Source organism: Oceanobacter antarcticus (genome assembly GCF_044962685.1).
GTDB lineage: Bacteria > Pseudomonadota > Gammaproteobacteria > Pseudomonadales > Oceanobacteraceae > Oceanobacter > Oceanobacter antarcticus.
The window spans coordinates 1-12,834 of the sequence record NZ_JBBKTX010000010.1; the positions used below are offsets into that span (position 1 = coordinate 1).

Genomic DNA, 12,834 nt, shown 5'->3' on the forward strand with positions numbered 1-12,834 from the left:
ACGGAGAGTGTTTGCCCAGTTGCCGTTATGCGAAACCGTGGAAGACATCGAAAAACTGCTGCCTGAGAATATGAAAGCGGCCGTTATTTAAATCGGTAGATGGGGTTGTTTGAGCGTTTACCGCTAAATTTTAGATGTACCCTAAAATCAAAAAATATTTATCAATACAACCAAATAGCTTGAGATTACATTATGAGAATTGATATTGAAATATTAAGAATATTATCTGCGTTTGGAATTGTTTGGTTTCACTCCGGGATCTCTGCAGGTAAAGATTTTGCTTATTCAGGGCTGGCTTTTTTTATTATCACTTCCGTTTTTTTTGCAATCAAATCAATCAACAAAAAACTTATAAAGGATCGGTTTTATAGACTTTTAATTCCATATTTTATATGGTTCCTTATATATGGTTTTCTGGAGTATTTTTTCAAAGGGACTTTGTTTTTTGAAGATATAGATTTTTTGCAAATAATTTTGGCTGGATCTTCTATTCATTTGTGGTATTTGCCATTTATTTTTTTTGTTTTACTCTGTCTGGATAATGTTGATTCGAAGATTAAACTTAATCGATTTTTTCCTGTTTCTGTGTCCTTGATCTTTTTGTTTCTGGTCCTGACGTCTTCTTATTGGAGAGGTGTGCTTTTTTCGGTTCCTATTCCTCAATATGCCCAGGCTATTCCCATTGTATTGATAGGGGTTTCTGTTTCCTTATCTTGTGGAGTTTTAAATCAATTGGCGGTTTTTTTATTGATAATTTCTGGCTTGTTTTTTTTGGCATATCATGAATTTTGGAGTTTGTTTGAAAGTTATAGTATTGCATTCGCTTCAGCATGCTTGCTTTGCAGATCTTTTGAGTTTTCCGGATCGCGCTGGATTTTTTCAATATCAAATACAACAATGGGAGTTTACTTGGTTCATCCCTTATTTATATACCTTGTCAAAGCTATTGGGGTGGCAGGCTATATGATCCCAATTGTGGCTTTCTTGATTGCGTTGATTTTTGTTTGGGTTGGAATTAAACTCTCTCCTCCATCAATTTCTCGTTGGCTATTTGGTACGGCTAGTAATGTAAGTAATAACAAATATCAAAAGAAATCAGTCTGATTTAATTGCGAGTGTTGATTTTTCTGAATGAGAATTTTTGATGCACAGTTTCTATTGGAAGCTATGGTAATGGGTTCATCTATTTAATCAGTTCTTGATACACTCCCACACACGACTTCGGATAACAACGGTCACACGGTATGCAGCCAGGATTCTTCGACTTTGATGACTTGAACGACAAACTGGATCAGCACAACGACCCACTCGCCAAAATCAACGAACTCGTCGACTGGGCTGCCTTCAGGCCCGTTCTCAGCAAGATCCGCATGCCTCGTTCATCCAACAAGGGGCGTCCTCGTTCAGACACCTTGCTCATGTTCAAAATGATTTTCCTGCGACACTACTACAGGGTTCATCTATTTAATCAGTTCTTGATACACTCCCACACACGACTTCGGATAACAACGGTCACACGGTATGCAGCCAGGATTCTTCGACTTTGATGACTTGAACGACAAACTGGATCAGCACAACGACCCACTCGCCAAAATCAACGAACTCGTCGACTGGGCTGCCTTCAGGCCCGTTCTCAGCAAGATCCGCATGCCTCGTTCATCCAACAAGGGGCGTCCTCGTTCAGACACCTTGCTCATGTTCAAAATGATTTTCCTGCGACACTACTACAGCCTGTCGCTCAAGCAGGTTGAGTATCAAGTGTTAGACCGCTTGTCATTCCGCCGCTTCCTTGGCTTGTCGCTGGAAGATCCGGTGCCCGATGCCAATACCGTCTGGAAGTATGAAGAGTTACTCGTCCAGAAAAACCTCACTGATGAACTGTTTTACAGCTTGCTCTCGCAAATCGAAGCCCACGGTTATCGGCCTCAAGGCGGTCAAATTGTCGATGCTACCCTGGTTGAAGCACCCAAGCGAAAAACCGAAGAACAGCAGCAGGAAAAAGCCCGCAAAGCACAAGAAAAGTCCGACGGAGATGACGATGACCCGACACCGCCTGCCTCTTCAGAACGCACTCCGGCCCAGCAGCGCCAGGCCAGTCGTGATGCGGCCTGGACGAAGAAGCATGGCAAGAGTTACTTCGGCTATAAAAATCACACCAGCGTCGATAAACAGCACAAACTCATTCGCAGCTACGAAGCGACTGCGGCCAATAAACACGATGGGCACCAGCTCGAAGCCCTGATCGATGGCGACAACAGCAGCGCGGATGTCTGGGCAGATAGCGCTTATCGAAGCGAAGAAAATGAAAGCATGTTGAAAGACCGGGGCTACCGCTCCCACATCCACCGCAAGAAACCCCGAGGTAAAGACATGCCTGAGCGTAGCAAGCAGGCGAATCAAAAACGCTCTCAGGTTCGGGCACGTGTCGAACATGTTTATGCGGACATGAAACGCGACGGCAAAAAGTTCATGGTGCGCTGCATCGGTCAGGCCAGAGCGGAACTGAGAATCGGCTTGATGAACATGGTGTACAACGCTCGCCGCTGGAGTTTTCTATCCCACGTGGGATAGGTGCGTCTGAATGACGCGATTTGGGCTGGAAATAGTCCAAATCTCTACTGAATTGGCCGGAAATGGGCCGGATAGAGCAGCATTAGGATATTCCGAAGACATTGATGTGAATAATGTGCTGCAACGGTGGCTTTACGCGACTAAATAGATCTCCCCTAATAGCGAATAAGATAGCTTCTGTAGTAATTTTTTGGTGATTATAAAAATTTCTGCTGAAAGTATTCAGTATTTTGTTTTTGCTCGTAATTTTTTCTAATTAGCTTGGCTGGATTACCTGCTGCAATTGAATTGGACGCTATGTCCTTGGTTACAACAGATCCTGCACCAATAATGCAGGCGTCTCCAATGGTAACTCCGGGTAATATGGATGCGTTTGTACCAATCCAGACGCCTTTGCCAATGGTAACGGGTTTGATTGATACCCCGCCATCGGTTGACTCAATAACGCCTGCTGCTGTGCCAGAGTGAATGCGATTTTCTCCGGAAATAAATACGTTTTGACCGGTTCTGCTGTTGTCGCCAATGCTGACAGGGCCAATAATAACAGATCCTATGCCAATACCTACATTGCTACCGATTTCAAGGTTCCCATGCCAGCTATTGAGTACAACTCTGCTTTCAATAAATGCCTCGTCACCAATTGAGCATATAAATTTTTCATTTTTGTCGGGTTTTTTAATATCCAATCGAGTACTCAGGGATACCGAGCTTTTGTGTCCTCGTTGAATGTAAAATAGTCTGGCAGAGAGTTGAGTTTTGAATCTGAATATTTCTTTCAGTAAATCGCGCAGTGTCAATTTAAGATTGTGCATATCTGTCTCAGTTGCTTAGACAGAGAACTGAATAGCCAGCCCTCTATCGTTAATATTTTGGATTCTAACCTGCAATACGAGCCAGTTTGTATTGTCCGGACAATACGTTTTGCCACCAGTCTGTTTGGGTCAAGTACCATTGAACGGTCTTGCGGATTCCGCTTTCAAACGATTCTTCCGGTACCCAGCCCAATTCCTGCTTGATTTTGCTGGCGTCAATGGCATAACGCATATCGTGGCCAGGGCGGTCTTTTACAAAGGTAATCAGGTCGCGGTAGTGTTCAACGCCATCTGGCTTGCTGGGTGCCAGTTCTTCCAGCAGCGTACAAATCGTTTCAACAACACTGAGGTTGGTTTTTTCGTTGTGGCCACCAATATTGTAGGTTTCACCCACTTCACCTTCAGTGACGACCTTGTAAAGAGCCCGGGCGTGGTCTTCCACATACAGCCAGTCACGAATCTGGTTGCCCTGTCCATATACTGGCAATGTCTTGCCATGCAGAGCGTTGAGTATAACGTGTGGAATCAGTTTTTCCGGGAAATGATACGGGCCATAGTTATTGGAGCAATTGGTAACAATTACCGGTAAACCGTAGGTGCGGCCCCAGGCGCGTACCAAGTGGTCGGATGCGGCCTTACTGGCGGAGTAGGGGGAGCTGGGGGCATACGGCGTGGTTTCTGTAAATAAATCATTCGTACCTTCGAGGTCGCCGTAGACTTCATCGGTTGAAATATGGTGGAAGCGGAAGTTGTTTTTGCCGCTGTCATCCAGCCTGGCCCAGTAGCCTCGTGCGGCTTCGAGAAGGTTGAATGTACCAACTACGTTGGTTTGAATAAATTCTCCAGGGCCTTCAATGGATCGGTCTACATGGCTTTCTGCTGCCAGGTGCATAACGGCATCTGGCTTATGCTGGTTAAATACGGCAATCACGGCATCCTTGTTACACAGATCGACCTGTTCAAAGGCATAACGCTCCGATTGGTCTACATCTTTCAGTGATTCCGGGTTGCCTGCATAGGTCAGGCAGTCCAGATTGACAACTTCGTTGTGGGTGTTCTGAATAATGTGCCTGACCACTGCGCTGCCTATAAAACCCGCGCCTCCGGTTACCAGTAGCTTCATTCTGATCCTTGCTCCATAGCCATATTGTCTGAATGGCTTGTTACAGACTGTAAGTGTAATAGCGCCTATTATTGCCTCAGGCTGTAGGCAAATTCTACCCCAAGACCATGAACTTAAGGATTTAAGTACAAGAGATTTGCAATTGCTCAACACTGTTGCGGCGTGGCGACTTCTGCAGCGCATGCCATCCCTTGAATTTCTAACATTGAATTGTACCCCCTCTATTCGCGATCAAGGGCGGAGGGGGTGAGTGGCAGGAGTGGTTAATAAATCTATTCTTCCCAACCCTTGCAGAATATTTCTGTCAGGACGGTTGTTGTTGGCTGCCGCTCTGTAATGCTGTCGCTGTTCTGGAGTCAGCCAGGTTTTGTTGAGCATCAGTTGGTAGGTGAAATTGAAGAAACCAGGCTGGGTCTTTTCTTTCGGATCCGGCAGCGCTTGTTGCCCAGCGACCAGGGGGGCGTAGTAATCCAGGGCGGTCATAATGCTGCCTCCCTGTTCCCCATGATGATTCCACAGGGCCGGGTATTTGGCGCGTTCTGCGATGTCTGTGGCCATAACCAGTGCCCATAAACTGAAGTTGCCGTAAAAAAAACCTTTGTGTTGTGGGGTGCGTACGGGGTCGTCATAAATTTGTCCATCACGGCTGATAACGTTTTCAAGTTGGGTTTTCAGGCTCGACGGGTTCTTGTACAGACCTGAATACCCGTCGTCATAGGCTGTTCCTTCGTATACATAGTCCATTAGTGGTTTGTCATTCAACGCCAGTGCCGCAGCGGCAAGACCCGCTAGAGACCAGGATATGTGGTTGTCGTTGCGATAGCGTTCATAAGCTTTGGAGGTTGGGTGGGCATCGGCCCAGCGCGTCCAAGCATGCAGACCGGCATTCACTGCGGGCACCAGTTGCTTTTGTAGCCAGTCGTGAATCACGGTTATGTCTTCGGCGTGGCTGTTAGCCTGGTCGCTTTGTTTCAGGGTCAGGTACACCTGACTGAAGTTGATCAGTCCGTAAGCTTGCCAGATGCTGTCGAGCATCATGTTCCAGGAGTTGTTGCAAAAGCCTTGTTGTATACCGGGGAAGCTACCCAGCTCAGGAGACATACCGAGCTGGTAACCGTTAAAGAGAGTTGATTCTTTAGCCCAGGCTAGGGTGCGGTCAATGGCTTGCTGCAATCGTTGGTGATCTCCAGAGTACAAATAAAAGATGCTGTCATCGCGGGCGTAGGCGGATTCGTTTGTTAGTCGATTGGTCAGATCCTTGAGCGTTCGGTTATGGACCGGAGCCTTGCACCAGCCAAACTCAAATTTTTCACCGGCGGGTAGTTGAAAGGGATCTGGGCTGGTTGAGGTGGATTCTGCCAGGTCTTCCATGGCTTGTGAGGCTGATGAGGTCGGGTCTAAGAGGGTGTTTTTGATGCTTTTATAGGTATTGGCGTCAAGCATGATGCCTTTGGGTGGCGGTGTTTGGCAGGCAGTAATAAGACAGCACATAGCTGAGAGAGTGATGTTAGTCAGAACACGTTTTTTAGCGTAATACCGGTTGGTGGCTGGGAGGTACATGACTGGCTCCGTATTGGACTGTAATAGTGTGGGGTGTTGGTGAGCACCCCCTGGTATTTTGGACTGTGGTTGATGTGATTAGCTATGGTGTCTGTTTACTTGGGTGAGGGCAAACCGACCTGTCAGGTTTTTGACCGCCAGATTTTCCTGACAGTTGACGCACTGGCATACGAAAGCTTGGTTTTGTTGTTATGCATGTTAGTATCTATGCTCGCCTCGGAAACGATTTCTTGCCATGAACCGGATTCCGGCAATGGTTTCCTGCTTGCACTCAAGGAGATGCTCAATGGCAACAGTGATTGTGCCTGCCCATAATGAAGCAAATGTTATTCAGCGTTGTCTCGATAGTCTGGTTAATCAGCCAGATCTGGATCGTATTATTGTCGCCTGTAATGGCTGTACGGATAACACGGTTCAGATTGTTCAACAATGTTATCCGCAGGTGGTGTGCCTCGATCTGTCAATACCATCCAAGGTTCATGCCCTGAATGAAGCTGAGAAACACGTTGCTTCTTGGCCTGTTTTTTATATAGATGCTGATGTTGCTTTGTCAGATGATGCTGTAACACAGGTTTCTGCCGGTATGCGTGATCGGCAATTATTACTGGCGGCACCGCAGCCGGTAATTGATGTCAGCCACTCTCCTTGGCTTGTTCGTCAGTTTTATAAAACTTGGCTCAGGTTACCTTATATTCGTGAAGGGGTGGTTGCTACTTGTAGTTTTGTTATCAGTGAAGAGGGACGCAAGCGTTTTGATAAGTTCCCGGATGTGATTTCGGATGATGGCTTTGTGCGTTCGCATTTTTATGCTCATGAGCTTGGTAATATTGAAGCAGCCAGTGTTTTTGTTTCTGCCCCCCGCACGTTAAAGTCCCTGATTAAAATTAAATCACGTGCCCGTTTGGGGAATATGGAGCTAAAGGCCCGCCAACTTGGTTTTGATAAACCTGAACCGCAATATGCCAGTATTTTACCTTCGTTACTTTTTAGTCGGCATTGCATTTCAACCAGCATTTATATTTTTTTGGTTTTTTGGTTTCGTTTGCGTGCTCGGCAGCAGTTCCAGAACCTGGACAGCTATCAATGGGAAGTTGATCACTCTTCTCGTCAGTAGGTATGTTTTTCATTATATAAAATAGAGGATTCTATGTTGAATTATAAAGGAATTATATTGGCAGGCGGCTCTGGCTCTCGGTTGCATCCTATCACTCGTGGTGTATCCAAACAGCTGCTGCCAATTTATGACAAGCCGATGATCTATTATCCGATTTCGGTGTTGATGTTGGCAGGAATTCGCGAAATTCTGATTATTTCAACGCCTGAGGATATGCCATCTTTTCAACGTTTGCTGGGGGATGGTAGCCAGTTTGGTGTTGAACTTGCTTATGCGGTGCAACCGTCGCCAGATGGCCTCGCTCAAGCGTTTCTTATTGGAGAAGAGTTTTTGGCAGGCAGCCCTGCTGCTCTGGTATTGGGGGATAATATTTTCTATGGTCAGCACTTCAGTGAAAACCTTCTCAATGCAGTCAAACGCCAGGAGGGTGCGACTGTCTTTGGTTATCACGTAAGTGATCCTGAGCGGTTTGGCGTTGTAGAATTTGACAGTAGTGGCAAGGCTCTTTCGATTGAAGAAAAACCCACCAAGCCCAAGTCCAGTTATGCCGTTACCGGTTTGTATTTCTACGATAACAATATTGTCGATGTTGCTAAAGCCGTGAAGCCTTCTCCTCGTGGTGAGCTTGAGATTACCGATATAAATAACATGTATCTGGAAGCCGGCAAGCTGAATGTTGAAGTCTTGGGTCGAGGCTTTGCTTGGCTGGATACCGGAACTCATGACTCGTTGATTGACGCTGGTATGTTCGTTAATACCATTGAACAGCGTCAGGGGTTAAAAATAGCCTGCCTGGAGGAGATTGCTTTCCATAATGGTTGGATTACAGACGAGCAGCTTGAGTCTGAAGCGAATGCGCTGAAGAAGACTGGCTATGGTCAGTATCTGTTCAAAATTTTGCAGGAGGCACGCGTCTGATGAATGTCATTAAAACGTCAATTGATGGCGTTGTTATTATTGAACCTAAGGTTTTTGGGGATGAACGAGGCTTCTTTTTGGAGACATTCCAGGCAGACCGTTACCGGGATATGGCTGGTATTAACGAAACCTTTGTACAGGACAACCACTCTCGGTCCCGGAAAGGCGTGCTGCGGGGGCTTCACTTTCAGAAATCGAAACCACAAGGCAAGTTGGTACGGGTTATTCGTGGTTCCGTGTTTGATGTTGCGGTTGATATTCGTCATGGTTCTCCTACTTTTGGTCAGTGGGAGGGCTTTATATTAAGTGAAGAAAACAAGCGTCAGTTTTGGGTTCCACCAGGACTTGCCCACGGTTTTCTGGTGCTTTCAGAAGTTGCCGACTTTGAATACAAATGTACTGACTATTATGATCCTTCCGATGAAGGTAGCCTCATCTGGAACGATCCGGAGGTTGCAATCGAATGGCCTTTGAACGACTTGGGTGATGTGGAAGTCCAGCTTTCAGGTAAGGATGCTATTGCAGCTACGCTTGCGCAGTTAGCAGAGGCAAGGAGTGTTTGATGCGTTGGTTGATTACTGGAGCTAACGGTCAATTGGGGCGGAGTATGGCTCGTTTGTTGACCAGTTACGGTGAAGAATTTCGTGCCTTGTCATCCTCAGAGCTGGATATCTCGGATGAAGCGGCGGTCAATAATATTCTCAACTCGATAATGCCCGAAATCGTTGTTAATGCAGCTGCCTATACCGCAGTTGACAAAGCAGAGTCCGAGCATGATTTGGCCTACAAGGTTAATGAAACGGGCCCTTCTTTGTTGGCTTTATGGTGCGCAGGCAATGCTGCTCGTTTTGTGCATGTGTCTACCGACTACGTGTTTTCCGGCGAGGGCCGTATCGCATGGAAAGAGGATGATGATGTTAACCCTCAGTCTGTCTATGGTGCATCCAAGCTAGCGGGTGAGGGAGCGGTGCTTCAGGTGTGTCCCGAAGCCATAATTCTCAGAACTGCCTGGGTCTTCAGTGAGTACGGGAATAACTTTGTTAAAACCATGCTCAGGCTGGCCCAGCAAAGAGATCAATTATCGGTCGTGGCAGACCAGATAGGCTGTCCTACTTATGCGGGTGATATAGCACAGGCAATTTACTCGCTTATGCAACAAAGCGAGAGAGAGGGGGGTGAGGTGACAGGCATATATCATTTTGCCGGTGATGTGGCGGTGTCATGGTGGGCATTTGCCAGAGAAATTCACCAGCAGGCCCTGAAAGCCGGGCTGATTGGCAAATGTCCGGCTTTGGTGGCTATTCCTTCTTCCGAGTATCCTACCCCAGCTACTCGGCCGGTATTCTCCGTATTGGATTGCTCACGGATTGTAGCTACGGGAATCGCTCCTTCGGATTGGAAAGCTGCTTTGGAAACAGTGATTTTCAGTATTCAATCTGAAGGCCTGTAGCAGTAATGACTACTTGGCCCTGTTGATGCGACAAGTTGATTTGGTGAAGTTGATTATGGTTCACCAATACAGTACGGAGTGCATTGTCGTGCTTGTTGTTTTAGTTGAATCGGCACTTTAATGAAAATGATTCAGTTTTATATCAGCCCTCAAGCGTTGCTTCATAGGTCTGATCAGTGAGTTTTTTTCAGCGTGATGATGTTGATTGCCACGGTAATTGGTACTTCGAACCAGATAAAGGATATACAGCATGATACCTGTCATCATGGCCGGTGGTTCCGGCACTCGTTTGTGGCCACTGTCACGAACCGCCTACCCCAAACAGTTTTTAAAATTAAACGGACAGCTGACCATGCTGCAGCAAACCGCCGCTCGTCTGGATGGTTTGTCGAATCAAGACCCTGTGGTTATTTGTAATGAAGCACACCGCTTTTTGGTGGCAGAGCAAATGCTGCTGGGGGGTAAGAAAACGTCGATTATACTTGAGCCAGTAGGGCGTAATACCGCACCAGCGATTGCACTGGCTGCATTGCAGGTCATGAAAGATCTACCGGAAGGTGAAGCTGCACCTGCACCTGTGCTACTGATTCTGGCTGCCGATCATGTTATTCAAAATGTCAGTGCATTCCAGGCAGCGGCCAAACAGCTGTTACCGGCGGTGAAAGCAGGCAAGTTTGGTACATTGGGTATTGTGCCAACCGAAGCTGCAACGGGCTACGGCTATATTCAAGCAGGGTCAGACGCTGAAAATGACTGTCAGGTTGTGCAGACATTTGTTGAAAAACCGGATGCGGCAACCGCGCAGCAGTATCTGGATGCAGGAAACTATTTCTGGAACAGTGGCATGTTTATGGTGCGGGCTGATCGTTATCTGGAAGAATTGGAACGGTTCCGCCCGGATATTCATGCTGCTTGTGTTAAAGCGATGGCTGCAACTGTGGCCGATATGGACTTTGTTCGGGTCGATGCCGAAGCCTTTGCACAATGCCCGGATGAATCGATCGATTACGCCATTATGGAACCGCTGTCTGCTTTGGATGCTGGAGAGGCTCAGGTCGTGGTTGCGCCACTAGATGCTGGCTGGAGTGATGTTGGCAGCTGGTCTGCACTCTGGGATATTGCCGAAAAATGCGAGAACGGTAATGCCACACTGGGTGGTGGTGACGTTATTCTGGAAGATACCAGTAACAGCTTTGTGTATAGCGATACTCGCTTGGTAACAACGTTGGGCCTTGGTGGTATTGTGATTGTGGATACACCGGATGCCTTGCTGGTTGCCAGTAAAGACAAGGTGCAAGAAGTTAAGAAAATTGTTGCTCAAATCAAGCAGCAGGGACGCTCGGAGTACGAGCAACACCGGGAGGTATACCGTCCGTGGGGTAAGTACGATTCGGTAGACAGTGGTGATCGTTACCAGGTCAAATGCATCACAGTCAAACCGGGAGCTAAATTGTCAGTACAGATGCATCATCATCGTGCCGAACACTGGATCGTGGTGTCTGGCACTGCCAAGGTGACCAATGGTGAAGAGACTTACCTGGTGACGGAAAATGAATCGACCTACATTCCTATCGGTCAGGTGCATGCATTGGAAAACCCCGGTGTAATTGAACTTGAAATGATCGAAGTGCAGTCGGGTTCGTATCTTGGTGAAGACGATATTGTACGTTTCAAGGATTTGTACGGTCGGGCTTGATGAGTACAAGGCCAGGGCTAGCTGAATTAAGTTTGTAATGGAATAACCACGTGCCAGTGCTGGTTTAATATCACGACAATAAAGGGATGGATAATCTTCTATGGCGTTAACCTCCAAAGATATTTTGGCTAACAGTGGCATTCAGTTTGGCACCAGTGGCGCTCGTGGCTTGGTCGAGCAGTTTACCGATCAAGCGTGCGCTGCATTCACGCTGGCTTTTCTAAGTGTAATGAAGGAGGAATTCAGCATAGAACGCGTAGCGCTTGGCATTGATCGCCGTCCCAGTAGTCCGTCGATGGCTGCCGCTTGTGCCGCAGCCGCCGCAGATCTTGGCGTAACGGTGGATTATTACGGTGTGTTACCGACTCCGGCGGTGGCATTGCAGGCGATGCAGGATGGTATTCCAGCTATTGTGATTACCGGTAGTCATATTCCTTTTGATCGTAACGGCATCAAGTTTTATCGCCCGGATGGTGAAATCAGCAAAGCTGACGAACAGGCTATTCTGCAGGCGGAAGTAGAGGTTAAATCGGTTCAGTCAGTGTTACCTGACGAATCTGCGAGAGCGCGGCAATTGTATATGGAGCGGTATACGCAACTGTTTGCGCCAGACTTGTTGCAGGGCAAGCGTATCGGCCTGTACGAGCACTCGGCGGCTGGGCGTGAATTAAACGCTGAGGTACTGAAAAAATTAGGTGCTGAGGTGATTTCTTTGGGCCGCACAGATACCTTTGTGCCGATCGACACCGAGGCGGTATCGGAAGAAGATCAGCAGCAAGCGCTTGCCTGGTCGTCTGAGTATGAGTTGGACGCGATTTTTTCAACCGATGGTGATGGCGACAGACCCTTGGTTGCAGATGAACATGGCCAGTGGTTGCGCGGTGATATACTTGGGCTTTTATGTGCCCGTGCACTTGATATTCAGGCTTTGGCGGTGCCAGTGAGTTGTAATACCGCAATTGAAAAAAGTGACTTGTTCGCCGAGGTAAAACGCACCCGAATAGGGTCTCCTTATGTGATTGAGGGTATGGCGGTTCTGGCGGAACGTTTTGAACGGGTGGCCGGTTTTGAGGCGAATGGTGGGTTTTTATTACAGAGTGCTGTGTCAATGGGGGCTGCTATAATTACTCCGTTGCCAACTCGAGACGCTCTGTTGCCTGCACTGATGTTGTTGGCTGGTAGTGCCTTGCAGGGTAAGCCAATCAGTGCGTTGTTAGCTGAATTGCCGGAACGAATTACCGCCAGTGATCGTATCAAGGATGTACCGACCGACAAGAGCAAGGCATTGATTGTCAGTTGGGCTGAGAATCTCAACGCGATGCTTGAGTCGTTGCACTTGCCAAGTGAAGCTGTATCTGCAGACACAACTGATGGACTGCGGGTAACCTTGTCTTCTGGTGATATTGTGCACCTTCGGCCTTCCGGGAATGCGCCGGAATTACGCTGTTATGCCGAGGCTGGGAATTATCTGCAGGCTAAAGCACTGGTGAGTCATTGTCTGGAGCGCGTCAATAAGGTTATTAATACGTAAGTTGTGTTCGCGCTGCTGACGATGACAGGTTTGATTTTTTTATTTATTGTTTACGGATT

The 12,834-nt window shown here is 47.3% G+C and carries 12 protein-coding genes; 9 read left to right on the forward strand and 3 right to left on the reverse strand.

Annotated features, from left to right (window positions below; all coding sequences use genetic code 11):
- Positions 1-192: 192 nt before the first annotated feature.
- The 3 genes from WG929_RS09320 (at position 193) to WG929_RS09325 (ending at position 2,571) form a co-directional block, all read left to right on the forward strand.
- A complete protein-coding gene (locus tag WG929_RS09320; protein ID WP_416205810.1) occupies positions 193-1,104 on the forward strand; it encodes an acyltransferase family protein in 912 nt (303 codons plus the stop codon).
- A gap of 140 nt (positions 1,105-1,244) precedes the next feature.
- The gene (locus WG929_RS21405) at positions 1,245-1,547 is read left to right on the forward strand and encodes a transposase (RefSeq protein WP_494517109.1); all 303 of its coding nucleotides are present in this window, start codon (positions 1,245-1,247) and stop codon (positions 1,545-1,547) included.
- Entirely contained in the window at positions 1,522-2,571 is a 1,050-nt protein-coding gene (locus WG929_RS09325; protein WP_416205811.1) for an IS5 family transposase, read from the forward strand. Before WG929_RS21405 ends, WG929_RS09325 begins: the two co-directional genes overlap by 26 nt.
- A 197-nt stretch (positions 2,572-2,768) precedes the next feature.
- Here the strand turns inward: WG929_RS09325 and WG929_RS09330 are convergent, their stop codons facing one another.
- The 3 genes from WG929_RS09330 to WG929_RS09340 all read right to left on the reverse strand — a co-directional run bounded on the left by WG929_RS09330 (position 2,769) and on the right by WG929_RS09340 (position 6,066).
- Positions 2,769-3,383, reverse strand: coding sequence for an acyltransferase (locus tag WG929_RS09330; protein WP_416205812.1), 615 nt, complete (start codon positions 3,381-3,383; stop codon positions 2,769-2,771).
- 64 nt (positions 3,384-3,447) lie between these two features.
- Positions 3,448-4,506: a dTDP-glucose 4,6-dehydratase gene (gene rfbB, locus WG929_RS09335; RefSeq protein WP_416205813.1), complete on the reverse strand. Its 1,059-nt coding sequence runs from the start codon at positions 4,504-4,506 to the stop codon at positions 3,448-3,450.
- Between the two features lie 231 nt (positions 4,507-4,737).
- On the reverse strand, positions 4,738-6,066 hold the full coding sequence (locus tag WG929_RS09340) for an alginate lyase family protein (RefSeq protein ID WP_416205814.1): 1,329 nt from the start codon (positions 6,064-6,066) through the stop codon (positions 4,738-4,740).
- A 286-nt stretch (positions 6,067-6,352) separates the two neighbouring features.
- Between WG929_RS09340 and WG929_RS09345 the strand changes: the two genes are divergently transcribed.
- From WG929_RS09345 to WG929_RS09370, 6 genes are all read left to right on the forward strand, one after another.
- Entirely contained in the window at positions 6,353-7,180 is an 828-nt protein-coding gene (locus WG929_RS09345; RefSeq protein WP_416205815.1) for a glycosyltransferase family 2 protein, read from the forward strand.
- A 33-nt stretch (positions 7,181-7,213) separates the two neighbouring features.
- A complete protein-coding gene (gene rfbA, locus WG929_RS09350; RefSeq protein WP_416205816.1) occupies positions 7,214-8,098 on the forward strand; it encodes a glucose-1-phosphate thymidylyltransferase RfbA in 885 nt (294 codons plus the stop codon).
- Entirely contained in the window at positions 8,098-8,661 is a 564-nt protein-coding gene (gene rfbC, locus WG929_RS09355) for a dTDP-4-dehydrorhamnose 3,5-epimerase (protein ID WP_416205817.1), read from the forward strand. Before rfbA ends, rfbC begins: the two co-directional genes overlap by 1 nt.
- Positions 8,661-9,548 (forward strand): dTDP-4-dehydrorhamnose reductase, encoded by an 888-nt coding sequence (rfbD, locus tag WG929_RS09360; RefSeq protein WP_416205818.1) that lies wholly within the window; start codon positions 8,661-8,663, stop codon positions 9,546-9,548. The genes rfbC and rfbD overlap by 1 nt, the downstream gene beginning before the upstream one ends.
- A gap of 250 nt (positions 9,549-9,798) precedes the next feature.
- Positions 9,799-11,244, forward strand: a complete 1,446-nt coding sequence (locus WG929_RS09365) for a mannose-1-phosphate guanylyltransferase/mannose-6-phosphate isomerase (protein ID WP_416205819.1) — start codon at positions 9,799-9,801, stop codon at positions 11,242-11,244.
- A 100-nt stretch (positions 11,245-11,344) separates the two neighbouring features.
- Positions 11,345-12,775, forward strand: coding sequence for a phosphomannomutase (locus WG929_RS09370; protein ID WP_416205820.1), 1,431 nt, complete (start codon positions 11,345-11,347; stop codon positions 12,773-12,775).
- Positions 12,776-12,834 lie beyond the last annotated feature (59 nt).

Coding starts and splice junctions, on each gene's coding strand:
- WG929_RS09320 (WP_416205810.1), top strand. CDS start 193: ATGAGAATTGATATTGAAATATTAAGAATATTATCTGCGTTTGGAATT.
- WG929_RS21405 (WP_494517109.1), top strand. CDS start 1,245: ATGCAGCCAGGATTCTTCGACTTTGATGACTTGAACGACAAACTGGAT.
- WG929_RS09325 (WP_416205811.1), top strand. CDS start 1,522: ATGCAGCCAGGATTCTTCGACTTTGATGACTTGAACGACAAACTGGAT.
- WG929_RS09330 (WP_416205812.1), bottom strand. CDS start 3,383: ATGCACAATCTTAAATTGACACTGCGCGATTTACTGAAAGAAATATTC.
- rfbB (WP_416205813.1), bottom strand. CDS start 4,506: ATGAAGCTACTGGTAACCGGAGGCGCGGGTTTTATAGGCAGCGCAGTG.
- WG929_RS09340 (WP_416205814.1), bottom strand. CDS start 6,066: ATGTACCTCCCAGCCACCAACCGGTATTACGCTAAAAAACGTGTTCTG.
- WG929_RS09345 (WP_416205815.1), top strand. CDS start 6,353: ATGGCAACAGTGATTGTGCCTGCCCATAATGAAGCAAATGTTATTCAG.
- rfbA (WP_416205816.1), top strand. CDS start 7,214: ATGTTGAATTATAAAGGAATTATATTGGCAGGCGGCTCTGGCTCTCGG.
- rfbC (WP_416205817.1), top strand. CDS start 8,098: ATGAATGTCATTAAAACGTCAATTGATGGCGTTGTTATTATTGAACCT.
- rfbD (WP_416205818.1), top strand. CDS start 8,661: ATGCGTTGGTTGATTACTGGAGCTAACGGTCAATTGGGGCGGAGTATG.
- WG929_RS09365 (WP_416205819.1), top strand. CDS start 9,799: ATGATACCTGTCATCATGGCCGGTGGTTCCGGCACTCGTTTGTGGCCA.
- WG929_RS09370 (WP_416205820.1), top strand. CDS start 11,345: ATGGCGTTAACCTCCAAAGATATTTTGGCTAACAGTGGCATTCAGTTT.